Below are 24,726 nucleotides of genomic sequence, written 5' to 3'. Positions count from 1 at the left end.
TCACTCCCCGAAGACGGCGCGACGCGGGTTGTCGCGGTGGATGGTGTCGAGGGTCTCGGGTGCGATGCCGGCCTCGACGGCGATCTGCCGGAACTCCTCGAAGAGGAACGTGTATCCCGGGCCACCGTACGCCCGCAGGTGCGAACGCTGGCAGACGTCGTGGGAGAGCAGCACCTTGTGCGCGTAGCCCGCGTCGATGATGCGGCGGAGGTACTCGATGCGGCGGTCGATCTGGTGGCGCACCAGCGCACCGCCGACCCGGCACGTCATGAGGCAGTCGAACTCGACGAAGGCCCCGCGCCGGAGGAGCTCGAGCGAGTAGTCGATGCTCTTCACGGTGTCGGCGTGGCCGATGACGACGCGCGAGGGGTCGACGCCCTCTTCGGCGATGATCTCGAGCTGGGCGAGGCCCGTCGGGAAGGATGCCGCGTGCGTGGAGATGAGGGCACCGGTCTCGCGACCGGCGCGCGCGGCCGCGCGGAACGAGCGCTCCTCGGCGGCGGTGATGTGCGACAGGTCGGACGCGATCTCGCCGATCACGCCCGCGCGCACGCCGGTCCCGGGGATCTCGTCCAGGAGGTCGGCGATGAGGAAGTCGGCGAGCGTGTTCGTCGGAGTGCGGTCGAACCACTCCTTGTCGAGGTAGGTGTCGTAGTAGTGACCCGTCCCGAGGATGACCTGGATGCCACTGGCCTCCGCCGCCCGCCGGGTCGCCCGGACGTTCGCGATCGAGCGCGACCCGGTCCGCCGGTTCTGCTGGAGCTCGGTGATGTCGTCGCTCTCGCCGAACGGCGCGGCGTAGTCGCTGAGTTCGCCGTTCGTCAGATCGACGAGCGTCGATCCGCCCGCCGCGCGGAACAGCGCGAGCTCCGCGAGCATCTCCTCCTCGACCGCGAGGTAACCGTCCTGCGGGGTCGTCCGCGTCATGTTGATGTACACGTGCTCGTGCGGCAGCGTGACGCCGAGCTGTGCGGGCGCGATCGGCCCGGACACGCCGTGGACGGTGAGCATGCCGGTCACGCCTCCGGGATGGCGATGACGACGCTCTTGGTCTCGAGGAAGCCGCGCAGCCCCTCCTCGCCCAGGTCGCGTCCCAGTCCCGACTCCCCCGTGCCGCCGAACGAGAGGGCGGGGTCGAAGAGGTTGTACGTGTTGATCCACACCGTGCCGGCGTCCAGCGCCGCGGCCATTCGGTGCGCCCGACCGAGGTCGCGGGTCCACACGCCCGCCGCGAGTCCGTAGGCGGTGTCGTTGGCGATGCGGAGGGCATCCGCTTCGTCGTCGAACGGGATGATGCCGACGACGGGTCCGAAGATCTCCTCGCGGGCGATGCGCATGTCGTTCGTGACGCCGGAGAAGAGCGTCGGCTCGACGTAGAAGCCCGGCTCGCGGACCCCGCCGCCGGCGAGGAGGGTCGCGCCCTCGTCGACGCCCGCGCGGATGTAGCCGAGCACGCGCTCGCGCTGCTCCTCCGATACGAGCGGGCCGACGGTGATGCCGCCGTCGAGGCCGTCGCCGACGGGGACGCGGCCCACGGCCGCGGTCATGCGCTCCGTCATCTCGGCGAGGATCGAGCGCTGCACGAGCAGACGGCTCCCCGCGGTGCACATCTGCCCGGAGTGTCCGAACGACGCGCGCATCGCCGCGAGGACGGCGGCATCCAGGTCGGCGTCCTCGAACACGATGTTCGGGCTCTTGCCGCCGAGTTCCAGCGTCACGCGCGTGAAGTCGTCGGCCGCGGCGTGCGCGACGAGCCGCCCGACCTCGGTCGAGCCGGTGAAGGTGATCTTCGCGATGCCCGGGTGCGCGGTGAGCGCGGCGCCGACGGATCCGTCGCCCGTCAGGATGCTCACGGTGCCGGCGGGAACGCCCGCCTCGGCCAGGATGCCGCCGAGGCGGAGGAGCGTCAGCGGGGTGTCCTCCGCGGGCTTGGCGACCACGGGGCAGCCCGCGGCGAGCGCCGGGGCGAGCTTGAACGCCGCCGTCATGATCGGGAAGTTCCACGGCAGGATGATCGCCACCGGGCCGACCGGCTCCTGCACCGTGTAGACGTGGTGTCCCCCGCCGTCGACCGCGACGACCGTGCCGCCCAGGCGCGACGGCGCCCCCGCGAAGTGGCGGAAGGTGCGGGCGGCCATCGCCGTGTCAGCGCGGGAGCGCTCGATGGGCTTGCCGTTGTCGCGCGTCTCGAGCACCGCCAGCTCTTCGAGCCGCTCCTCGATGAGATCGGCGACCCGGTTGAGGATCCGGGCGCGCTCCAGGGGCGCGAGCCCGCGCCAGCGCCGGTCGGCGTGGGCGTCGACCGCGATCGCGACCGCGGCGTCGACGTCGGCGACCGTCGCGTCGGCCACGGTCGTGAGCACCTCGCCGGTGGCGGGGTCGATCACCGCGCGCGCGGGGCGCTCGCCGAGCGGCATCCACTCTCCGCCGAGGAGGAACGGCTCGTACTCCGGCAGGGCGGTGACGGTGGTGCGCAGGCTCATGGTGGTCCTCAGAAGATCTCGAAGTACTCGCGCTGCTCCCAATCGGAGACGTGGCGAAGATAACGGGCGAACTCGGCCCTCTTGATGGTCGCGTACCACTCCACCACGACGTCGCCGAGGGCGGCACGGAAGACGTCGTCGGCCTCGAAGGCGTCGACGGCGGCCCCGAGGGATGCCGGCAGCGCCGGGGCGTCCGTGCGGTAGGGGTCGGTCGTGGGGGCGGGCGGGATGAGCCCGCGCTCGATGCCGTCGACGCCGCTGATCAGCTGCGACGCGATGTAGAGGTACGGGTTGGCCGCGGGCTCGCCCGACCGGTTCTCGAGCCGTGTCGCCGGGTCGCCGATCCCGCCGACGGCACGCACCATCGCGCCCTTGTTGTCGATGCCCCACGCGATGCGGTCGGGCGCGAGCGAGTTCGGCTGGTAGCGCTTGTAGCCGTTGACCGTCGGGGTGGTGAACACCGCCGCCGCCCCGGCGTGCGCGAGGAGGCCCCCGAGGTAGGCCGAGCCGAGCAGCGACAGGGTCGTCCCCGGCGCATCGGGCACGAACGCGCCGCGGCCGGTCGCGCGCTCGGTGAGCGACTGGTGCAGGTGCCATCCGGTCGAGGCCCCGTCGGCCCCCTGCGGGCGGGACATGAACGTCGCGTGATAACCGAGGCCCGCGGCGATGCGCCGGACGGCGGTGCGGCACAGGACGATGGCATCCGCGATCTCGGCCGCGGAGCCTGCCTCCATCGTGATCTCGAACTGGCTGGGGCCGAACTCGAGCTCGATCGAGCGCAGCGGCAGGTCGAGGAGCGTCAGCCCGCGGTACAGCGCATCGACGAGCGGCTGCATGCGGTCGAGGCCCTCCTCGAGCAGCAGCTGCGAGCCGCGCGTGGTCGGCGCGGTGAGGGAGGCGGCCCCGGGGCGACCGGGCGCACCGACGTGCTCGGTACCGAGGGCTGCGTCGTCGGCGCGGAAGACGTGGAACTCCAGCTCCGCACCGACCGTCATGTCGTAGCCGCGCGCGGCGAGCGCGGTCAGCTCGTTGCGCAGGATCGTCCGGGTGCAGAACGGAACCGGGCTGCCGTCGGGGAAGCGCAGGTCGCACAGGATCCAGGCGGTCCCCGGTGCCCACGGCAGCACGCGGAACGTGGTGGGGTCGGGCACGAGCACGATGTCGCCGGCGCCGCTGAACCCGCCGACTCCGACACCCGTCTCGGAGCTGAACACCGAGAACACCGACTGGCCGGAGGTGTCCTTCAACAGCAGCGAGCTGGGGGCGGTGACGCCCGAACGGAGGGCGGCGGCGAGTCCTCCCCGCGCGATCGTCTTGCCGCGCAGGATGCCGTGCTGGTCGACGAACGAGAAGCGCACCATGTCGATGCCGAGCTCGTCCACGACGCGGCGCATCTGTCCGGCGGCGGCGTACTGCGCCTCGCTCCACAGCCCGTGCCGGTGGACGAATCCCTCGCGGTCGGCGGCGAGCATCGGGCGGGCGGAGATCCCGCCGCCGCTCTCCGAGACCGGGCGCTCGTCGACGTTGCGCTCACGCATCGACGGTCTCCTCGGCGGTCGTCTTCGGGGCCGCCCACGGCGAGGCCGCGCGGCGCTCGTGCTCGCGTTGCACCCACCGCTCCTGCCACGCGTCGTTGGCGGCGATCGTGTCCATCGCGAGCGGCCCGGTGAGCTTCGCGGCATCCTCGTCGCTCACGGGGTGCGACGGCGTCTGCCCGCCCGCGGCGAAGGAGTCGATCGCCCGCAGCAGCAGGCGCCGGTTGGCGGTGACCGCGCGGTCCGAGACGCCGAGGCGCTCGACCGTGCGGTCCTGGATGGCGCCCATGCTCTCGACGGCCCACTGGTCGTGGACGTTGATGTCGAGCCCCATGCCCGTGTACGTCAGTTCCTTCTGCTCCTGGGGGTCGAAGCCCCAGTTGTTGTCGCGGTTGCGGATCGGTCGGTAGTCCGGCAAGGTCACGCCCTCCAGTCGCTGCTGCAGCAGGGTGTCCTTGTCCGTGACCTCGGCGAAGTCGTACCAGATCATGTACCAGTAGTGGTGCTCGTCGTCGATCGGCACGTGCCACTGCGTGAACACCTTGGTGTTGCCGAAGGGGACGACGAAAGCGTTGGGGAACATCAGGTTCGTCACGCGCACGTGCTTGATGTCCTCGGTGAGCTGGCGCAGAGCGAAGACTCGGAGGCCGTGGTCGGCGCTCTCGACCTCGATGTCGGGACGGTAGCTCTCGCCCACGAGCATCGAGAGCTTCTTCCCCGTTCCCTCGACCTCCTCCGCGAACTGCTGCCCGTACATCTCGCGGGGGTCTTCCTCGATGAAGCGGTGCAGGAACGACACGTGGCTCGGGTCGATGCCGCCCTCGAGCCCCTGCAGCCAGTTGCAGTCCCACAGACCCTTGAACGCGAAGGTGTACTCCTCCGGCGCGACGAAGCAGTCGTAGTCGGGGAAGGGCGGAGGGTCGCCCGCGCCCATGTAGGTGAAGATGATCCCGTTCTTCTCGACGCACGGGTAGTTGGCGATGCGGATCTTGCCCAGGAACTGGCTGTGCTCGGGTTCGGCGGGCTGCTCGACGCACTTGCCCTCGCCGTTGTAGAGCCACCCGTGGTAGAGGCACCGGATGCCGTCCTCCTCGAGGCGGCCGTACGACAGGTCGACGCCCCGGTGGGCGCAGTAGCGGCTGATGAGCCCCCAGCCCTCGCGCTTCTTGAACAGCACGAGGTCCTCGCTCATGATGCGGACGGCCTTGACCGGCCGCTCCCCCGGCATCTCGGACACGAGGGCGGCCGGCTGCCAGTACGAGCGCAGGAGGTTGCCGAGCGGCGTACCCGGCCCGGAGCGGGTGATCTTCTCGTTGTCTTCCTGCTTCAGCATGGCCGTGGCCTCTCGTGGTCGGTGCGGGTGTGGTGCAGGCCGGTCAGGCCTGGAGGACGAGGACGGGGCACGCCGAGCGCGAGACGCACACCATCATGCAGTCGTTCGCGGCACGCTCCTGGGCGGTGAGGACGAAGTCGCGATGCTCGACCTCCCCCTCGAGGACGCCCGTCTCGCAGCTGCCGCAGATGCCCTCCTCGCAGTCGGAGAGCACGTCGACACCCGCGTCGCGCAGCACCTCGAGCACGCTCTGCTCGGGTTCGACGGTCACCTCGACGCCCGTGAGCGCGAGGCGCACGGCGAACGGTCCGCCGGGCTCGTACTCCACCACGGGGGCGGTGAAGTACTCCAGGTGAAGGCGACCGGATGCCGCGGGCACCAGGCGCGTGACCTCCCCGAGCATGCGCGCGGGACCGCACGCGTACACCGCGGCGTCCGGGTGGGCCGCGAGCTCGGCCGCGAGGTCGGCGCGCACCCCCTCGTCGCGCGCGACGACGTCGACGGTTCCGCCGGGCAGGGCCGCGAGATCGTCGAGGAACGCCATGCGGGTGCGCGAGGCGCCGAGGTACAGCACACGCCACGGCACGCCCGCCGCGGCGGCGGCGCGCACCATGGGCAGAACCGGCGTGATGCCGATGCCGCCCGCGAGGAACAGGTACTCGTCGGCGGGTTCGAGGCCGAAATGGGTGCGCGGACCGCGGAGCGACACGACGTCGCCGGGACGCAGCCGCTCGTGCACGGCGCGGGAGCCGCCGCGGCTCTGCTCCTCGCGGAGGACGGCGATGCGGTACCGCGCCGAGGCGGGCTCCCCGCACAGCGAGTACTGGCGGACGGGCGCACCCGGGAGGGCCAGGTCGATGTGGGCGCCGGGCGTCCATCCGGGAAGCGGGCCGTCGACCCCTTCGAGCTCGACCGACAGCACATCGGCGGTCTCGAGCGTCAAGGAACGCACACGGGCGCGGAGCTCGTTGGCATCCTCTCGGGTCGTCATGTTTGGATCCTAACAGATCCAGATTGGATCCCGAATCAGCAGCATGGGAGCCAGTCCCGCGTGGATTGCGTGGCATCCGGCGGCCGTTCTGCTAGGTTCGCACCTCGTGGGATCGGGACCACGATCGACCGAGAGGGGCAGCATGGCCGCACGGGGGGACACCGAGATCTCGGCCGCCGGGGGGCACGCCCTCGTCGACGAGATCGCCGCCAAGATCCGGGAACGCATCATGTCGGGCGACATCCCGATCGGCGCGCAGCTGCGTCAGGCGGAGCTCGCGAGCGACTTCGGAGTCAGCCGCACCCCGGTGCGCGAGGCGCTGCGGCAGTTGCAGACGGGCGGCCTCATCGAGGTCCTCCCCAACCGCGGTGCCGTCGTGCGCGTGCCCGCGCCGTGGGAGGTGCGCGAGGCCTACGAAGTGCGCGCCGAGCTCGAAGCCCTCGCCGCCGCCCGCGCCGTCGAGCGCATCTCGCGCGGCGACGTCACGCGCCTGCGCGAGGCGAACCAGGACATGTACGACCGCTCCGTCGAGCGCGAGCGCGGCCAGGGCGACCCGGCCCTCGCCAGCCGCCGCGAGAACGACGTCTTCCACAACACCATCGCGCAGGTCTCCGCCAACGCGCGCCTCGCCCGCGCGATCGACGAGATCAACGAGACCTTCCCCCGCAACGTGTCGGCTCAGCTGCTCGTCGGCGACGACCGCCATCGCGAGGAGAACTTCCAGGAGCACGTCCGCATCATCGAAGCGATCGAGCGGGGCGACGCCGAAGCCGCCCGCCACGAGATGCGCGAGCACGTCCTCAAGGCCGGCGAGCAGCTGGCGCGCTGGTACGAGCGGCGCTCCGCGACGGTGTTCACGGGCTGACACCGACCCGCTCCCGATCGACGCGAAAGGCCGGTGCGGGGCGCACCCCGCACCGGCCTTTGCTCAGGTCAGCGCGTCCACTGCTGATTGGCCCCGGCGTTGGGGGTCCACAGCTGGACCTTCGTCCCATTCGCCGTGCCCCAGGCGGTGACATCGAGCACGAGCCCGCTGGCCCTGCTCGCGATCGATCCGTCCAGGCGGACCTTCCACTTCTGGCTGTTCTTGCCGTTGCAGTCCCAGAGGATGACCCGCGTGGCGTTGACGACGCCGTCGGCATCGGCCGCGAGGCACTTGCCCGACACCCGCAGCTCGCCGGCGGCCGTCGCGGTGATCGTCTGGTTGGCATTGCCCACGCAGTCCCAGATCTGCACCTGCACGCCCGTCGCACCGTTGGGGACGTCGAGGCACCGATTCGATGCAGTTCCGCGCAGCGAGAACGTCGAGGCGGGAGCGGGGGTCGTCACGATCCGCCATTCCTGCGCGTCGTCGCCGGTGCCGTCCGTTCCGGCGGCGAGCGCACTCTCGACGGTGACCGCGCCACCGGTCTGAGCCCCGGTGACGTAGAGCGACGAGTTCAGCGTCGAGCGGATCCTCTGGTAGCCGTCGCTCGTGGGCTCGAGGGTCCACACCTTGTCGGCTCCCCCGTCGTCCACCCACTGCGCCAGTTGGCGTCCCGCGACGCCCTGCCCGCCCCAGATGCCGATCGCGCGGCCGCCCGACTTGTTCAGGAACGTGACGGTGGAGCCCTTCGAGACGACGTGCCACCGCTGGGCGTCGGCGCTGGATGCCGCCTGCGAGACGATGTCCGCGACGTTGCCGGTGAGGTTGGCATCCTGTGTCTTGCCGGAATCCGGGGCGAGCACCTGACCCGTCTTGCGATTGACGAGGGTCGTGTAGTCGCCGACGGAGCGGCCCAGGTCGACGTCGGCGTAGGCGATGGGACCGGTCGCGCCGCCCGCCCAGGCCGCCTGCAGGACGAGCACCCGCCCGTTCGCGTCGACCGGCTGGATGGTGCGGCTGTAGCCCGCTCCGATGGGTGTCTGGTATTCCTTCCAGGTGCCGTCCGAGCGGCCGGTGTCGTTGACCCAGACGCTGCCGCTGCCGGCCGCGTTGTAGACGATGCGACCGTCGGCGAGTGCGCTGAGCACCGGGCTTCCACCGGTGGACAGCGAGCGCGCCCCCTGCGGGACGGGCAGATCGCCGACGGCGTGCGCGGTCGCGGAACGGAAGGTGAGCGGGCTGTCCGAGATCCGGTACTGGACGTCGGCGCCGCCGCCCCACCACTCGTAGGTCTGGATCCACTTGCCGTCGGTCGTCTGCGCGACCGTCGTCATCCCCGGGCGCCCCCCGCCGATCTCCGTCTTCCCGTTGCCGCGATCGACCGTGAGGCCCGGCACGTCGATGACGGGGTCGCTCCACGCGGCGGTCGTCCCGTTCCAGGTCCGGTGCACGAGCACCTGACCACCCGAATCGGATGCCGTGGTGTTGGCGGGATCGATCGTCGGCACGCCGGTCGTGCTGTCGTAGCCGAGGTAGTCGTTCTCGTCGCTGTAGTACGCCACGAGCTGCCCCTGGTACGCCAGCAGATGCGGCTCCCAGATCGGATCCACCTGCTTCGTGCTGTTGGCCTGGGAGGTCCGTCCGACCGCGCCCGCGCTGCCGCCCTGCCAGCCGCCCGCGGCGATGATGTTGACGAATCGCCAGGTCGCCCCGCGGTCCGAGCTCGCATACAGGGCGAGTGCGACGTCGCGTCGATCGCCGTCGCCGCTGGGCGTCCAGTTCGGGTCGGCCGCCTTCTGCTCGTTGTAGTACGCGTCGTCGCCCGAGACGACCGAGGCGACCACGAGCGTGCCCTCGGCGAGGGAGCCGACGGCCTGCGGGAGGACGTACGGCTGCGCGTTGGTCCAGTTGCTCGTGTACTTGGCCACCGCAGAGCCCGTCGACAGCTGGGCAGGGGGCTTGATGTCGGCCAGCTTCTGCCAGGTGGTGCCCTGATCATCGCTCTTGTACAGCGGCAGCGTCTGCCCGACGACCGCGCTCTGGCTGTTCTCGAAGGTGACCACGAGCCGGCCGTCCGGCAGCTGCGCCGACTTCGGGTACAGCACGCACGGGCGCTTGTTGCACGCTCCGGCGTTGTCGGCGACGTACACCGCGCCGGGACTGGGTTGATAGGCGGATGCCGGGGCGGCGGACGCGATGAGTCCCGTCACCCCGAGGGCGACGGTGGCCAGGAGGGCGCTCGCCCTCCGCAGGCGGGACGGTCCCCGGGTTCCTTTCGGCTGCGACATTGCAGCTCCTTTCGTTTGCTCGCGCAGAGCACACCAGAAACCCTCGGCCCGCGGTGCACATCCGATAGCTTTTCGTCCCCTCGGAGCGAAACCTTTTCGCAATCGTGGACGACAACTTTCTCCGTCCTTACGCTCGGTGCTGTCCCCGATCGACGACGGAGAGGAACGGGTTGTGGTGATGACCTACGGGCGCGGAGCGACGGCGCTCCCCGCGGATCTCCCGGATCGTCGCACCACTCTCGCGGCGATCGCCGAGCGGGCCCACGTGTCGATCGGGACGGTGTCCAAGGTCGTGAACGAGCGCGCCGGTGTCGGCGACGAGACCCGGGCGCGCGTGCGAGAGGTCATCGCCGAGCTCGGGTACATCACGCACGCCGAACGCCAGCTGTCGGCCGCGCAGCTCGCCGAACCCACCTTCGAGCTCCTCGTCGACCCCTTCGACGAGCGGAACCCCTACATGTTCTCGTTCCTCGGCGGCGCCACCGAGGCCTCCGGCGACCTGGGCGCCGCGCTCGTGACCCGCCGCCTGGACTCCATCTCCCGGATGCGACCCAACGACTGGGCGCGCTCCCTCGCCGCCCACCATCGTGCGGGCGTGATCGAGGTGACCACGCGCTACTCGGCCGGGCGGGAGCGCGCGTTGCGTGCCGTCGGCCTGCCCATGGTGCTCGTCGACCCGATCGACTTCCCCCGCACCACGACGATGAGCATCGGGGCGACGAACTGGGCCGGCGCCTACGAAGCCACCACGCACCTGCTCGAGCTCGGGCACACGCGCATCGCCTACATCGGCGGACCCGCGGATGCCGCCTGCGACATCGCCCGCGCGTCGGGGTGGGCCGCGGCGATGGGGTCGGCCGGCCACCGCGTGGACGCCGACGCGGTTCGACGCGATTCGTACTCGTTCGAGCACGGGTTCGCCGTGGCGACCGATCTCCTGCGCTCCCTGGGCCGGCCGACGGCGATCTTCGCGGGTGCGGACATCACCGCGATGGGGGTGCTGGAAGCCGCGCGGCGCCTGGGCATCTCCGTTCCGGACGAGCTGTCCGTGGTGGGCTTCGACGACACGGTCCTGGCCCGTTCGTCGAGCCCGAACCTCACGACCGTGCACCAGCCGATCGCCGACATCGGCCGCACCGCAGTCGGTGCACTCCTGCGTCTCGCCCGCGGGGAGTCCTTCGCCACCAAACGGGTGGAGCTGGCCACGCATCTCGTGGTGCGCGACTCCACGGCGCCCCCGCCGCGTCGCTGATCCGCACCCGCTTCTTCCTTCACCCGAACCGCCACACGTCCCTTCACCGTGCCCGGAAAGTCGACTATGACCTCGTCACACCCTCCCCTGCCCGCTTCCCCCGACGCCGCCGAGCGCGCCCACGCCCTGCTCGCCCGGATGACGCTCGAGGAGAAGATCGCCCAGCTCGGCAGCAGCTGGCCCGGCTCCGAACAGGCCGAAGGCGACGTCGCGCCGATGCAGGAGACGCACCTCCGGGCCGAGTCCTTCGAGGACGCGGTCGTCGACGGACTGGGCCACCTGACCCGCGTCTACGGGACCACCCCGGTCTCGCCCGCCGACGGGCGCGCCCGCCTCGACGTGCTGCAGGCCGCGGTGGTCGACGGGAACCGCTGGGGGATCCCCGCGATCGCGCACGAGGAATGCCTCACGGGTGTCACGGCGTGGGGCGCGACCGTCTACCCGACCCCCCTCGCGTGGGCGGCCTCGTTCGATCCCGCGACCGTCCGCCTCATGGGCGCGCGCATCGGGTCGGATCTGCGCAGCCTCGGCGTGCATCAGGGCCTCGCCCCCGTCCTCGACGTGGTCCGCGACTACCGCTGGGGACGCGTGGAGGAGACGATGGGCGAGGACCCCCACGTCGTGGCCGAGATCGGCACCGCCTACGTCGAGGGCGTCGAGTCCGCCGGTGCGGTGGCCACCCCGAAGCACTTCGCCGGGTACGCCGCCTCACGCGGGGCCCGCAACCACGCGCCGGTGTCGATCGGTCCGCGCGAGTTCGCCGACGTCATCCTCCCGCCCTTCGAGCGCGCGCTGCAGACGGCGCGGTCGGTGATGAACTCCTACACCGACGTCGACGGCATCCCCGCCGCCGCGGACACGAACCTCTTCACCTCGCTGCTGCGAGAGCAATGGGGATTCGAGGGCACCGTCGTCTCGGACTACTGGGCGATCCCCTTCCTGCACTCGATGCACCGCATCGCCGCCGACGAGGAGGCGGCCGGCGTCCTCGCTCTGCACGCGGGCATCGACGTCGAGCTCCCCCACCGGATGTCGTTCCTCGGCCTGGCCGAGGCGGTCCGCGCGGGAGAGGTCCCCGAGGCGCTGATCGACCGGGCCGCGGAACGCGTACTGCGACAGAAGATCGAGCTCGCCCTCCTCGACATCGCGGACGAGCCGCGGCGCGAGGTCGATCTCGACTCCCCCGCGAACCGTGTCGTCGCTGTGACCCTCGCGGAACGGTCGATCGTGCTGGTGAAGAACGGCGGCGTGCTTCCCCTCGCCCCGTCCCTCCGGCGCATCGCCGTCATCGGCCCCACCGCGGACGACGCCGCCTGCCTGTTCGGCTGCTATTCGTTCCCGAACCACGTCCTCGTGCACCACCCCGACACGCCGCTCGGAATCGTGGCACCGACCTACCTGGACGCCCTGTTCGAGACGCTCGACGACGCAGAGATCACCGCCGTCGCCGGCACCTCGGTGCGCGGGGGCGAGACCGAGGGGATCGCGGCCGCCGTGGCGGCGGCGCGCGACGCCGAAGTGGCGATCGTCTTCGTCGGAGACCGGTCCGGGATGTTCGGCCTCGGAACCTCGGGCGAAGGATGCGACGTCGCAACACTGGACCTCCCCGGCGCGCAGCAGCAGCTGGTCGACGCCGTGCTCGACTCGGGGACGCCGGTGATCCTCGTGGTCAGTTCGGGCCGCCCCTACGCCCTCGGCCGGGCCGTCGGCGAGGCCGCCGCCATCGTGCAGGTCTTCTTCCCCGGGCAGGAGGGGGCGGGCGCTCTCGCCGACATCCTGACCGGGCGTGCGAACCCCTCGGGACGCCTGCCCGTGCAGATCCCCACGCGGCACGCGCCGCAGCCGGGGACCTATCTCGCCCCGCCCCTGGCCCTGCGCAGCGACGGCGTCAGCAACCTCGACCCCTCCCCCGCGTTCACGTTCGGGCACGGCCTGTCGTACACGCGCTTCGAACGACGGATCGTGGATGCCGACACCACCGCACGCACCGAAGCCGACGACGTGGTGCTCGCCGTCGAAGTCCGCAACACCGGGCCGGTCCGCGGCGCCGACGTCGTGCAGGTGTACGTCAGCGTCGCCGATCCGAGCGTGGTCCAGCCGCTGCGACGGCTCGTGGCGTTCCATCGAGTGGACCTCGACGCGGGGCAGAGCGCCGTCGTCGAGCTGCGTCTCCCGGTCGAGACTTTCGCGTTCACGGGCATCGACCTCGTGCGCTCCGTCGAACCCGGTCCGATCACCCTGCGCGTCGCGGCCTCGGCCGACGACGACGGGGAAGCACGCCAGATCGAGCTCGTCGGAGAGAGGGCTCCGGCGCCCTCGCCGCGGCGGAGGTTCCCCTCCGCGCGGGTGCGATGAGCGCGATAAGTTTTCGCTCCCGCATGCATTGTCGGCCATGGAATCCGCTCATATTTTTCAAGATGTCCCCGTGAAAACGGGGAACAACCCGAAAACCACCAACGAAAGAGTTAGTTCGAAGATGAACAGTCACATCGCTCGACGCATCGGCGCCATCGGCGTCGCCGGCGTCCTGATCGCCGGACTCGCCGGTTGTGCGGGATCCACCGGCCCCAGCTCCTCGCGGCCCGAGAACGAGGTCCATCTCCTCGTCTTCAACGACGCGGCGGCCGAGGCCGAGACGGCTCTGGCGGAGAAGTTCAACGAGACCAGCGACGTCAAGATCGTCGTCGACAAGTCGCCCGAGACCGAGTCGGTCGCCTACATCAACGGCGTCCGCCAGTCGCTGGGCACCCCCGACGCACCCGACATCTTCATGAGCTGGGGCGCGGCCCAGATCCAGGACTTCGTCGACTCGGGTGCCCTGCTGTCGTACAACGACTGGATCGACCAGACCCCGGCGCTGCGCGACTCGTTCAGCCCGGCCGTCTTCGACCAGGAGGTCATCGACGGTCAGGCCTACGGCATCCCGGTCCGGGGCACGCAGCCGGTGTTCCTGTTCAACAACGCCTCGGTGCTCTCGGCGAACGGCCTGAAGCCCGCCGCGACCTGGGACGAGCTGCTGTCGCAGGTGTCCACCCTCAAGGCTGCCGGAGTCACCCCGATCGGCCTGGCCGGCGCCAGCCAGTGGCCGACGCTGATGTGGTTCCAGTACGTCTACGCGCAGACCATCGGGAACGACCAGGTCGCCAAGGCCCTCGCCGGCGACACGTCGGTGTGGGACAGCGCCGGCAGCCGTGAGGCGCTGACGAAGCTGCGCGCGCTCATCGACGCGGGAGCCTTCGGCACCACCTTCGACTCCGTCGACTACGACAACTCCCCCGCTCTGCTGCGCAGCGGCAAGTCCGCCTACGAGCTGATGGGCACGTGGAACTACGCCGTGCAGGCGGGCGCCGACGCGACCTTCGCCGACACCGAACTCGGCTACAGCAGCTTCCCGGCCTTCGGTTCCCTCCCCGCCGGCCAGCTGTCCGGAAACGTCAGCAACTACTACAACGTCGTCGCCGACACCCGGTACCCCGACACCGTGAAGGCGTTCCTCCAGGAGCTCTACAGCCCCGAGTTCATCCAGTCCCAGCTGGCCCTCGGCAACCTGCCCACGACGACCGACGTGGGCGACTACCTCGCGGACGCCCCGGGCACCGAATCCGCCAAGAAGTTCCTCGAGTTCACCAACGACGCCGTCCAGGCGGCGCCCAGTTTCCAGCTGTCGTGGGACCAGGCCGTTCCGACGGCCAGCAAGCAGGGCATGCTGGACGCCATGAGCGGCTTCTTCAGTGGCACGCTCGACGCGGACGGATTCGTCAAGGCCCTGCAGGGCCTGCAGTACTGATCCGCCGGAACCACCCGCACCGACGCCGCAACGAAAGTTCACCCGTGACTGAATCCACTCGGGCGGCTCGGTCCACTCGCCGCCGGGGCGGTCTGCACCACGCAGGCCGTCCCGGCGCGCTCTGGGCCGCACCCGCCGTCGCCTTCTTCGCCGTCTTCGCCCTGTTGCCGCTGGCGTACGCGGTCTACCTCTCGTTCACCAAGTACAACGGCATCGCCATCGCCGCACCCCGATTCGTCGGTGGCGAGAACTGGGCGCGCCTGGCATCCGACCCGGCCGTTCCGCAGGCGCTGTGGCTGAGCATCGTGCTGGTCGTCCTCGCGGTCGTCACGCAGACACCGGTCGCGCTCCTCATCGGCGTGTGGACCGCCGGGCAGCAGCGCGGTCGGGCGATCGTCGCGGCGCTCTACTTCCTCCCGCTGTTGATGTCGGCCGCCGCGATCGCGGTGCTGTTCTCCGCCCTCGTCGACCCCAACTTCGGTCTCCCGGCGGCCCTGCCGTGGCTGTTCGGCGACGGCAACCTCCTCGGCACCTCGCCCTCGGCGATGGCGGTCGTCGCCTTCGTCCTCGCCTGGCAGTACGTCCCGTTCCACAGCCTCATCTACCAGGCCGCCGCACGTTCGGTGCCGCCGGTGCTCTACCAGGCGGCGGCCATCGACGGCGCGGGGACGGTGCGCCAGTTCTTCAGCATCACGCTGCCGCAGCTGCGCAACACGGTGATCACGTCGGTGATCCTCATGGTGGTGGGTACCTTCACCACCTTCGAGACCATTCTCATCATCACCGGCGGCGGCCCCTCCGGCGGGACGACGATCCTCGCCTATCTCATGTACATCGCCGGCTTCGGGGCGGCGGCCAACTACGGCTACGCCTCGGTGATCGCCGTCGTGCTCATCATCATCGCGACGATCATCTCGCTGGGCATGGTCCGCCTCACCGGCTTCGACCGCATGCGCGGAACGCAGGAGGGCATCTGATGCGCACACGTCCGAACATCGTCGGCGGGGCGGTCGCGGCGCTCTGGCTCGGCATCATCCTGATCCCGATCCTGTTGATGCTGCGCGCCGCCTTCGACACGCAGGCCGGTTACGCGGAGAACGGCCCTCTGGCCTGGCCGAGCACTCTGACTCTGGAGAACTTCGTCACGGCGATCGAGGGCGGATTCCTCCGCAATCTCGCGAACTCGGCGATCATCACGGCCGGCACCGTCGCTCTGGTGCTGCTGGTCGTTCCCCCGCTGTCCTTCGCGATCGTCCGCAGCACCTCGAGGACCGTGGCGAACGCGTTCCGGCTCATGCTCCTGGGCTTGGCGATCCCGGCGCAGGTGGTGGTCGTCCCGGTGTCGTACCTGATCATCCAGCTCGGGCTCAACAACTCCCTCGTAGGCGTGATCCTGCCGACCACCGCGTTCGCGATCCCCGTGTGCACGCTCGTGCTGACCGGCGCGATGCGCAACATCGGCGACGAGCTCTACGAGGCGATGGCGATCGACGGGGCCTCGACGATGCGGATCTTCACGCGGATGGTGCTCCCGCTGTCGAAGGGCGGCATCGCGACCGTCATCGTCTTCTCGGCCCTGCAGGCCTGGAACGGATTCCTGCTGCCCCTCGTGCTCGCCCGCTCCCCCGAGGTGACGGTCGCGACCGTCGCGCTGAACCAGTTCCGCGGCCAGTACAGCGTCAATGTCCCCGGTCTGATGGCGGCGGTCGTGCTGACGATCATCCCGATCCTGGTGGTCTACCTCTTCGCCCGCCGCGCGCTCGTCGCCGGCGTCATGGGCTTGGGCGGGAAGTAGCTCCCCCGACGACCACGGAGGAGGCGCGCCCAGGCGGGTGCGCCTCCTCCTTAGTTCATGCGATCGGCGCTCCGCCGCGCCCGCTGATCGCCGCGTCAGCCGACCACCAGCGGCGCGGCCATCAGCACCGCCGACGCGCCCATTGCCAGCGGCGGCAGCCGCGTCACGAGCGGCCGGTCGCGATGCGCCGTGGCGAACAGCACCACACCCCCGACGGCATAGGCGGCCACGCCGAGGAGGGTCAGCAGCACGAGCGGCATCGCCCCCGCCCCGTGATGGGACGCGCCCGCGGATGCCGGGACGTGCGCGGCCAGCAGAAGGGATGCCATGAGCACGGCGCCGAGCGCGTCGAACGCCCGCATCCGCCGGGGCTCGCCGCGCCGCACGCGCCCCGGCGCCACCGCCACCAGCGCCGCGAGGAGCAGCGCCGCCGCCCAGAACACCGCCGGTACGCTCCCGCCGCCGAGCACCATGTCGCCCATCGCCAGCAGCATGAGCGCCGCGATGAGCAGCTCACGCACGCGCGCGGCGGGACGGTCGGCGGCGACGCAGCACGCGCCGGCCGCCGTCGTCACCAGCGCGCCGACGTGCAGGACCTCGCCCATCAGTGCCCGTGGTGCTCGTGCCCGTGGTGCCCGTGCGCGGAGTGGTCGTGGTGCTCGTGCCCGCCGGCGTCGTGTCCGTGGAACGCGTGGCCCTCGGCGACGGCCCCGCCGGAACCCGCTGTCGGCGCGTGGCAGTGGTCACCGCCCGAAGACGGCGGCAGGTCGAGTGAGGGGTTCCGCGTGAAGAACCCGTCCGGCTCGAAGCGCAGCCCGATGCGGTGCACCGGCATGATCGGCCACTCCTCGGGCTTCGGGTAGTGGTGCACGCCGACGATCGGCCAGAGCACGAGCTCGGCGCCGTCGAGCGGCCGGTCGGCCTGCTGCCAGGCCGTGATGCCCTCCGCCTCGAGCGGAGCCTGGTTGGGGTAGTCGCCCGTGATGAAGCGCTCGTTCGGGTCGTAGGCGGTCGCCCACAGGTGCTTCGACACGAACGGGGCCTTGCGCTCGACGATGCTGCCGGGCTTGGCGAACAGACGCGTCGTGTGCATCGCCGACAGGCGGTAGGCGGTGCTCTCGCCGAACCGGTTGGTGCGCTCGGTGTTCTCCACCCGCCAGTGCACCGCCCGGGACGCGTCGGCCATCCGGCCGGCATCCTTCTCGGAGGCGATGACCTCGGAGACCATCTTCACCGCGTTGCCCCAGGGGTTCAGCTCCTCGTCCTCCTCGACCTCGGCGTGCACCTCGACCAGGCGGTTCTTCGGGCCGTCGATCGCGGTGTCCATGCGCACGGCGAAGTAGTGCTGGTGCGTCGGGGCCTGGACGTTGGGGCTGACCATGCGACCGAAGGCGGGCATCTTGCCGTCGTCGATACCGGAGACCGACAGGATGCCGGTGAGCTTGATCTCCAGCTCGATCGAGCCGTCCTGGTACAGCGACCAGTAGAACCCGTAGTCGTAGTTCGCGACGGTGGCGAAGAACGAGATCACGAGGCGGCGCGAGCGGCGGACGTCGGCCTCGCCGGTGCGGGTGTTCACGTGCTTCCACAGGATGGAGGAGTCCTCCTCGTGCAGGCACACGCCGTTGGTGATGGTCTGGGCCTCGCCGACGCCGTCGAGCACGTGCGCGTCGAAGTAGTGGATCTCGCCGAGGCAGTCGCATCCGAGTTCGAGGGATGCCGTGAGGGGGCCGGCCCCGTACTCGCCCCAGTCGAAGAAGTTCTTGCGGTACGCCGTCGGGTCGGCGTCGAGGTACGGCACGTACATCTCGTTGACCGCGGCGCGGCGGAGGACGGGACGCTCGACGTCGCCGTCGCGGTAGGCGATGTCGTGCAGGACGAGCCCCTCGCGGTGCGTGAAGCCGATGCGGAACGACCAGTTCTGCCACGTGACCCGGTGACCCTCGACGGTGAAGCCGGGCCCCTCGGGCTGGGTGATCTCCAGCGGCGCGACGTGCCGGTCCGGACCCCAGGTGCCGGAGCGGTAGTTGCCGCCCTCGCTGGCCATCGGGATGACGCCGTGGTCCTCGATGCGGATGATGTCGAGCGTCTCGAGGTCGAGGATCGGCACGAGCCCCGCGACCGGACGCGCGTAGCCGTTGTCGTCGGCGCTCTTGCGGTACCAGACGGTGCCCCACGACAGACGGCGGTCGGCGAGGTCCTCCGGCTCGAAGCCCGTGATCGACTCGGGGTCGACCCACACGTGCGTGGTGTCGGTGATCCCGCGCTTGGCCAGGGCTTCCTTCAACAGCGGGTGCTCGCGGGCGGCGCGGGCGATCGCGCGCGCCTCATCGCTGGAGACGCCGGGGCGCTTGGCATCCACGGGGCTCCAGGATGCCAGCGACGCCTCGACGCGATCGGTGCCCGAGGTCCAGCCGGTGACCTCCCACGCCGCGTGCGCGGCGGGGTTCATGACCACCAGGCGCACCGGGCGCCCTTGGCCGGGGGCGAGGCTGCGGGCCAGGCCCTCCTCGACGGCGATGCCCCAGAAGCGGGGTTCGGCGCCGATGCGGTCGTCCGCGCGCACGAGCGCGGTGATCTCGACGATCTCGCTCGGGGTGAGGGGGTCGCTCCAGTGCCGGTCGGCGGTCATCGGGTCTCCTTGCTGCGGTGGTGCGGGCGATGCGGGTGGGTTCAGGATGCCGGGACGAGCACGGCGACGCCGTCGGCGCGGGGATCGCTCGCCGCGTCGCGCACGCCGGCGTCGCCGACGCGGCGGACGAACTGGACGTGTCCGGCTTCATCGGCGGGGCCGGGGAAGGCCGCGACGCCGAGGCCGAGGGTCTCGGCCCGTTCGATCACGTCGAGCCCGACCCCCGGTTCGGTCACGAGGGTCAGCCGGTCGTGGCCGAGGTCGCGGTCGCCGATCACCCAGCGCGGGCGGCCGAGCAGCTCGTCGAGGTCGGTGGCGGGATCGGTGGCATCGGGCAGCAGCTGCGCGAGGATCCAGGGCTGTGCCCGACCCCCCTGGCATCCCGCCACCACCGTCACGTCGCGGCGGTCGACGATCGCGGGCGCGAGCGTGTGCGGCGGGCGGGCTCCGGGACGGATCGCCGCGGGTGAGGCCGGGTCGATCGAGAACGCCCCGCCGCGGTTGTGGAGCAGGATGCCGGTGACCGGATCGAGCAGTCCGGAACCGAAGGTCTGGTACACGCTCTGCACGATCGTCACGGCGTAGCCGTCGTCGTCGATCGCGACCACGGCGGCGGTGTCGCCCTGCGGACGCGGCTCCCCCGGGCCCGTGAGGGGCGGGGCGTCGAGCGCGAGCAGCGCCTCGAGGTCGACCGGACCCGCGGCGGGATCGCCGAGATGGGCGCCGCGCGCCCGTGCACCGCGGACGCTCGCCTCGAGGAGCTCGGGGGCTCCCGGCTCGCGCTCGCCCGCCGCCGCGACGCCGAGGAGGATCGCTCCCACCGAGGGAGGCGGGGCGACGCTGTACTCCGCGTCGCCGATCGTGCGGGTCAGGGCGCCGACGACCTCGGGGCGGTAGCCGGCGAAGTCGTCGTCGGTGTGGACGCCGCCGTGGGCGCGCAGCGTCCGGACGAGAGCGCGGGCGATCTCGCCGACGTAGAAGTCGCGCGGGTCGGCCGCGAGGCGGCGGAGCGACGCCGCGAGCGCCGGCTGGACGAGGACGTCGCCCTCGGCGAGCAGTGCCCCGTCCCGGGTGAAGACCTCTCGCAGCCCGGCGTCCGCGTGGATCGCGTCGGCGCGCGAGACCAGGGCGCGCGCGAGACCCGCGCTCACCCGCGTTCCGCCGTCGGCGACGTCGGCGGCCGCCGCCAGTGCCCGCGAGACCGGCAGCACCGCGCCGAGCCCCGCGATCGCGGTCCACCCGGCGACCATGCCCGGCACGGTCACCGAGCCCGCTCCCGCGCGCGGCACCTCGCTCCAGGCGGCCGCGGCCTCGGCGACGGCGGCCGGCGCGGTACCCGCGGCGACGACCGCGGTCGTGGAGCCGTCCGGGCGGCGGACCAGGGCGATGACGTCGCCGCCGATCGCGCACTGGTGCGGGTAGACGACGGTGAGCATGGCGGCCGCGGCGAGCGCGGCATCCAGGGCGTTTCCTCCCGCGGCGATCGCGGAGCGTCCCGCGTCGACGGCGGCGGCGTGAGGGGCGGCGAGGGCGATGGTCACGTCAGATCCCCCGTCGTGCGGTCGAGACGAAGTCGAGGTCGGGGCGCTCGATCCCCGTGGCGAGGTCGGCGACGGCGTCGCCGATCGCGGGCCCGAACTTGAACCCGTGTCCCGAGCAGGCCGACACGGCGATGACCTCGGGGGCGTCGGCGAGCGGCCCGATGACGAAGCGCTTGTCCTGGGTCATCGTGTACAGGCACGCGGCCGCCTCGACGGGGGTGGTGTCGACGCCGGGCACGAACGCGTGCAGCAGATCGCGCAGCGCGTCGACCTCGGCGGGGGTGGGCGGGGCGACGGGCGTCTCGGGGTCCCAGACCTCGCCGGCATCCACTCCGAGCTTCACGCCGTTCCCGTCGGCATCCGGGATGCCGAAGACGAGCCCCTCGGGGCGATCGACGGAGAAGGCCCCGAGCGACGGCGGGGATCCGGCCGGCTGCCCCGCGCGGACGGTGACGGTGAGGATGCGCCACACCTCGAGGAGGTTCGCCAGCTGCGGCAGCAGACGGCCGGCCCACGAGCCGCCGGCGACGACGAGCCGCGCGGCGCGCACGACACCCTGATCGGTGCGGACCTCCACGCCGTCGGACACCGGCTCCCAGCCGAGCACGCGCTCCCCGTCGCGGAGGTCGGCGCCCGCCGCTTCGGCGAGACGCCGGAGCGCGCGGAGCGCCCGTTCGGCCTCCAGCACACCGGCCGCCGGGTCGTACACGGCGCGGTACCCCTCGGGCACCGCGAACCCGGGCATCAGCGCCGCCATCCGGTCTCGATCGTCGACCAGGACGCAGTCCGGTCCCTGCAGCTGCGACGCGCCCTCGTGGGCGTAGAGGCCGCCGGTGCGATGGAAGAGCGTCTCCCCCGACGCGCGCTCGAGAGCGCCCCACGCGTCGAAGGCCTTCTCGACGAGCGGATTCCACACCGGGTTCGGGTACGCGCGGCGGATCATGCGGGTGCGCCCGTGCGAGGAGCCGCGGGAGTGCCCCGCGGCGAAGCGGTCGATGCCCACCACGCGCACCCCGCGTCGGGCGAGGCTCGCGACGGTGGACATGCCCTGGATGCCGAGCCCGAGCACGACGACGTCGGCCGAGACGACCGCGGTCATCGCGTGATCCCGGTGGCGATCGCCGCGACCCCGTCGACGAGGGCGGACAGGTCGGTGTCGTCGTTGTACACGTGCGGCGAGGCGCGCACGACGCTCGGCACACCCCGATCGCCCAGGTCCCACTGGCCGTGCGTCGCCGGCACCGAGACGACCCGCACGCCGCGGCGCGCGAGCTCGACGACGGCGTCGGCGGATGCCACTCCCTCGATGACGAAGGTCACGATGGCCGAGCGCGTCCCCGGAGGGTCGGCGACGGTCACGCCGTCGAGGGAGGCGAGCGCCTCGCGGAGTCGTCGACCGGCATCCACCAGCCACGCCTGGGTGACCGGGATGCCGCGCGCCGCGGCCTCGCCCAGTGCGGCGCCGAGACCGAGGCGTGCGGCGATCGCGCCCTCCCACGTCTCGTACCGCCGCGCCGAGGCGTCGAGCTCCCACTCGGAGCTCGTCGTCCAGCGCGCACCCCGCACGTCCGGGGCCGCGGGCAGCAGGCGCTCGAGCAGGGCGCCGCGCACGTACGCGAACCCGGTGCCGCGCGGGGCGCGGAGGAACTTGCGGCCGGTGGTCACCATGACGTCGCAGCCGATCTCGGCCACGTCGACCGCGAGGTGCCCGACCGACTGGGTGGCGTCGAGGATGTAGGTCCCGCCGTAGCGCCGCACGACCTCCCCGATCTGGGCGGCCGGCTCGACGAGACCGGACGAAGTGGGCACGTGGGCGACCGTCACGATCGACGGTACCCCGTCGGACAGGAGCGCTTCGAGCGCGGCGACATCGACGCGGCGGCGCGCGTCGTACGGGGCGATCACGAGGTCGATCCCCTCCTCGCGGGCGAGGCTCATGAGGTGCAGCGCATGGCTGACGTAGGTGCTGCTCGAGGCGACGATGCGCTGCCCCCGCGCGGGTCGCAGCGCATCGAGCAGGACCCGGAGTCCGGTGGAGGCGCTGTCGAACAGGGCGATCTCGCTCGGGTCGGCGCCGACGAGGCCGGCCGCCGAGGCGTACACCGCGTCCAGGTGTCCGCGCCGCTCCGCCGCCGCCTCGTAGCCGCCCTTCGCCTCTTCCAGACGGAGGTGCTCGACCACCGTGGCGACCACTCCGCGCGACGGCAGCGCGGCACCCGCGGCGTTGAAGTGGCTCGCGAGCGTGGAGCCCGTGGTGCGTTCACGCTCGGCGGCGACGTCGATGGAGGATCCGTCCGCGGGAAGCGCGGACGCCGAGGCCGGTGCGGCGTCTGCGATGGGGAGCGGGTTCATGGGGGACGGGTTACCTCCGAGTAGGATCCAAACATACTACATGTGGATCCAATCTGTGATCCCGGCCCCCGGAGGTGCCATGTCGCGCATGATCGCCTACGTCAGCCCGGGTCCGGCCGACGTGCCCGCCGCCCTCGGCGACGACGTCCTGACATCCTTCGCCGCGCTCTCGCGCGTGCACGCCGACGGCTGGGGAGCGGGCTGGCGGACGAGCGCGGGCGTGGGGGCTCGAGTCGTCGCGGGACGACCCGCGACGCGCCACGACCTCGCCCGCGCCGTCCGCACCCCCTCGACCGCGGCCCTCCTGTACCTCCGCTACGGCAGCGCCGGAAGCGGTACCGGGGAGGCGGAGGCCCAGCCCTTCCTGTTCGGCGACGAGGCGTTCCAGCACAACGGAGCGCTGTCCCCGTCCGACCGACTGCGCGCCGAGCTCACCGACGGCGAGCGGGCCGACCTCCGCGGGAGCAACGACAGCGAGCTGTATTTCGCCCGGCTCCGACGCGCCCTCACGCCCGGCACCGTTCCCGACCCCGTCAGGATCGCGGATGCCGTCGCCGCCGTCCGCGACTCCTACCCGGAGGCGTGCCTGAACGCCCTCCTCCTCACCCCCACGGCGCTCGTCGCCGTGCACTCCTCCGCGTCGCGGCCCGCCCCGCGCGCCGCGTTCGCCGCCCGGGGCTTCGCCGAGGCCGATCTGCCCCCCGGCCACGGCGACGACTACAACGTCCTCTTCACCCGCCGCACCGCGTCCGGTGCGCGCTTGGTCGCGACGACCGGCATCCCCCTCGCCGGCTGGACCCCCCTCCCCGCCGACACGGTCTCCCTGGTGACCCCCGCCTCCGTGGCATCCACCCCTCTCCCCCGTCGCGCGAGCGCGTGAGTCGCCAAGAATTGTCGCTCCGGTCGCGGTGGAGGCGACACTTCCTGGCGACTCACGCGCGTGGAGCGCGGGGAGCGCGGGATAGCGTGGACGCATGGCACGGATGCGGGTGGAACCGGACGATGCGCCGACGGCGCGGCTGTCCGACGGGGCGATCGCGCGGGTGACCGCGTCCACCTACGTGTCGGGGTCGGAGCTCGTCGTCGACGGCACCCCGCAGTCGCACGTCGACCTGGAAGACCCCACGCACCTGCACTTCGAGTACGTCGCGCGCATGGGTGCGGTCATCGACAGACTCCGGATGCCGGGACAGCCGCTGACCGCGGTCCACCTGGGCGCGGGCGCCCTGACGCTCCCCCGCTACGTCGAGGCCACCCGCCCGGGGTCACGGCAACAGGTCATCGAGTTGGAGCCGGCGCTGTGGGACCTGGTGCGCGAGAACCTCCCCCTCCCCCGCGGGGCGGCGATCCGCGTCCGCATCGGCGATGCCCGCGCGGGCCTCGGCCGCCTGCCCGCGGGCCTGCGCGGCGCCGTCGATCTGCTGGTCAGCGACGTCTACTCCGGCGCCCAGACCCCTGCGCACCTGACCACGGTGGAGTTCTACCAGGACGCGGCGTCCCTCCTCGCACCCGACGGCGTCCTGCTCGTCAACGTCTCCGACGGACCGGGGCTCGCGTTCGCGCGGCGTCAGGTCGCGACCGTGCGCGAGGTGCTGCCCGAGGTCATCGTCCTCGCCGAGGTGCAGGTGCTCAAGGGCCGGCGGTTCGGGAACCTCGTCGTAGCGGCCTCCGCCGCCCCCCTCCCGGTCGAGTGGTTGCCGCGTCTGATGGCCGCCGGGCCCCACCCCGCGAAGGTCGCCCAGGGCGACGAGATCGACGAGTTCATCCGCGGCGCGCGTCCGGCGACGGATGCCGACGCGACACCGTCGCCGAAGCCCTCGGCATCCATCTTCGATCGGTGAGCCCCGGGTCACGACCTGTTCGCGGCCGGAC

The 24,726-nt window shown here is 71.8% G+C and carries 19 protein-coding genes; 8 read left to right on the top strand and 11 right to left on the bottom strand.

Going from position 1 to position 24,726, the window contains the following annotated elements:
- Genes P8R59_RS08570 through P8R59_RS08550 form a run of 5 tightly spaced genes read right to left on the bottom strand, consistent with a single transcriptional unit; the run spans position 1 to position 6,342 of the window.
- Entirely contained in the window at positions 1 to 1,011 is a 1,011-nt protein-coding gene (locus tag P8R59_RS08570) for a phosphotriesterase family protein (protein WP_278103803.1), read from the bottom strand.
- A 5-nt stretch (positions 1,012 to 1,016) separates the two neighbouring features.
- A complete protein-coding gene (locus P8R59_RS08565) occupies positions 1,017 to 2,483 on the bottom strand; it encodes an aldehyde dehydrogenase family protein (protein WP_278103593.1) in 1,467 nt (488 codons plus the stop codon).
- Positions 2,484 to 2,491: 8 nt separating this feature from the next.
- Complete coding sequence (locus P8R59_RS08560; RefSeq protein WP_278103592.1) at positions 2,492 to 4,021, bottom strand: glutamine synthetase family protein; 1,530 nt, start codon at positions 4,019 to 4,021, stop codon at positions 2,492 to 2,494.
- Entirely contained in the window at positions 4,014 to 5,351 is a 1,338-nt protein-coding gene (locus P8R59_RS08555; protein WP_077050711.1) for a Rieske 2Fe-2S domain-containing protein, read from the bottom strand. The genes P8R59_RS08560 and P8R59_RS08555 overlap by 8 nt, the downstream gene beginning before the upstream one ends.
- A gap of 43 nt (positions 5,352 to 5,394) precedes the next feature.
- Entirely contained in the window at positions 5,395 to 6,342 is a 948-nt protein-coding gene (locus P8R59_RS08550) for a PDR/VanB family oxidoreductase (protein WP_278103591.1), read from the bottom strand.
- A gap of 142 nt (positions 6,343 to 6,484) precedes the next feature.
- On the opposite strand from P8R59_RS08550, the gene P8R59_RS08545 reads away from it, so the two are divergent.
- Entirely contained in the window at positions 6,485 to 7,207 is a 723-nt protein-coding gene (locus tag P8R59_RS08545) for a GntR family transcriptional regulator (protein WP_278103590.1), read from the top strand.
- Positions 7,208 to 7,275: 68 nt separating this feature from the next.
- Here the strand turns inward: P8R59_RS08545 and P8R59_RS08540 are convergent, their stop codons facing one another.
- Complete coding sequence (locus P8R59_RS08540) at positions 7,276 to 9,495, bottom strand: RICIN domain-containing protein (protein WP_278103589.1); 2,220 nt, start codon at positions 9,493 to 9,495, stop codon at positions 7,276 to 7,278.
- 178 nt (positions 9,496 to 9,673) lie between these two features.
- Here P8R59_RS08540 and P8R59_RS08535 point away from each other — a divergent pair, with 178 nt between their 5' ends.
- The 5 genes from P8R59_RS08535 (at position 9,674) to P8R59_RS08515 (ending at position 16,329) form a co-directional block, all read left to right on the top strand.
- Positions 9,674 to 10,747: a LacI family DNA-binding transcriptional regulator gene (locus tag P8R59_RS08535; protein ID WP_278103802.1), complete on the top strand. Its 1,074-nt coding sequence runs from the start codon at positions 9,674 to 9,676 to the stop codon at positions 10,745 to 10,747.
- A gap of 66 nt (positions 10,748 to 10,813) precedes the next feature.
- Entirely contained in the window at positions 10,814 to 13,102 is a 2,289-nt protein-coding gene (locus P8R59_RS08530) for a beta-glucosidase family protein (RefSeq protein ID WP_278103588.1), read from the top strand.
- Positions 13,103 to 13,223: 121 nt separating this feature from the next.
- Entirely contained in the window at positions 13,224 to 14,534 is a 1,311-nt protein-coding gene (locus P8R59_RS08525) for an ABC transporter substrate-binding protein (protein WP_278103587.1), read from the top strand.
- A 44-nt stretch (positions 14,535 to 14,578) separates the two neighbouring features.
- Complete coding sequence (locus tag P8R59_RS08520; RefSeq protein ID WP_278103586.1) at positions 14,579 to 15,511, top strand: carbohydrate ABC transporter permease; 933 nt, start codon at positions 14,579 to 14,581, stop codon at positions 15,509 to 15,511.
- A complete protein-coding gene (locus P8R59_RS08515; protein ID WP_278103585.1) occupies positions 15,511 to 16,329 on the top strand; it encodes a carbohydrate ABC transporter permease in 819 nt (272 codons plus the stop codon). The genes P8R59_RS08520 and P8R59_RS08515 overlap by 1 nt, the downstream gene beginning before the upstream one ends.
- A gap of 95 nt (positions 16,330 to 16,424) precedes the next feature.
- On the opposite strand, the gene P8R59_RS08510 is transcribed toward P8R59_RS08515, so the two are convergent.
- From P8R59_RS08510 to P8R59_RS08490, 5 genes are read right to left on the bottom strand one after another with little or no spacing between them, the layout of a single operon-like run.
- Complete coding sequence (locus P8R59_RS08510) at positions 16,425 to 16,934, bottom strand: hypothetical protein (protein ID WP_278103584.1); 510 nt, start codon at positions 16,932 to 16,934, stop codon at positions 16,425 to 16,427.
- Complete coding sequence (locus tag P8R59_RS08505) at positions 16,934 to 18,961, bottom strand: primary-amine oxidase (protein ID WP_278103583.1); 2,028 nt, start codon at positions 18,959 to 18,961, stop codon at positions 16,934 to 16,936. The genes P8R59_RS08510 and P8R59_RS08505 overlap by 1 nt, the downstream gene beginning before the upstream one ends.
- A 41-nt stretch (positions 18,962 to 19,002) precedes the next feature.
- Positions 19,003 to 20,502, bottom strand: coding sequence for a gamma-glutamyltransferase (locus P8R59_RS08500; protein WP_278103582.1), 1,500 nt, complete (start codon positions 20,500 to 20,502; stop codon positions 19,003 to 19,005).
- A 1-nt stretch (position 20,503) separates the two neighbouring features.
- Positions 20,504 to 21,601, bottom strand: a complete 1,098-nt coding sequence (gene solA, locus P8R59_RS08495; protein ID WP_278103581.1) for an N-methyl-L-tryptophan oxidase — start codon at positions 21,599 to 21,601, stop codon at positions 20,504 to 20,506.
- Positions 21,598 to 22,854 (bottom strand): aminotransferase class V-fold PLP-dependent enzyme, encoded by a 1,257-nt coding sequence (locus P8R59_RS08490; RefSeq protein ID WP_278103580.1) that lies wholly within the window; start codon positions 22,852 to 22,854, stop codon positions 21,598 to 21,600. Before P8R59_RS08490 ends, solA begins: the two co-directional genes overlap by 4 nt.
- A gap of 79 nt (positions 22,855 to 22,933) precedes the next feature.
- Between P8R59_RS08490 and P8R59_RS08485 the strand changes: the two genes are divergently transcribed.
- Positions 22,934 to 23,734, top strand: a complete 801-nt coding sequence (locus P8R59_RS08485; RefSeq protein ID WP_278103579.1) for a class II glutamine amidotransferase — start codon at positions 22,934 to 22,936, stop codon at positions 23,732 to 23,734.
- 94 nt (positions 23,735 to 23,828) lie between these two features.
- Positions 23,829 to 24,695, top strand: coding sequence for a spermidine synthase (locus P8R59_RS08480; protein WP_278103578.1), 867 nt, complete (start codon positions 23,829 to 23,831; stop codon positions 24,693 to 24,695).
- Positions 24,696 to 24,726: the final 31 nt, after the last annotated feature.

The organism is Microbacterium proteolyticum (assembly GCF_029639405.1).
GTDB lineage: Bacteria > Actinomycetota > Actinomycetes > Actinomycetales > Microbacteriaceae > Microbacterium.
This window is presented reverse-complemented; position numbering and strand designations above follow the sequence as displayed.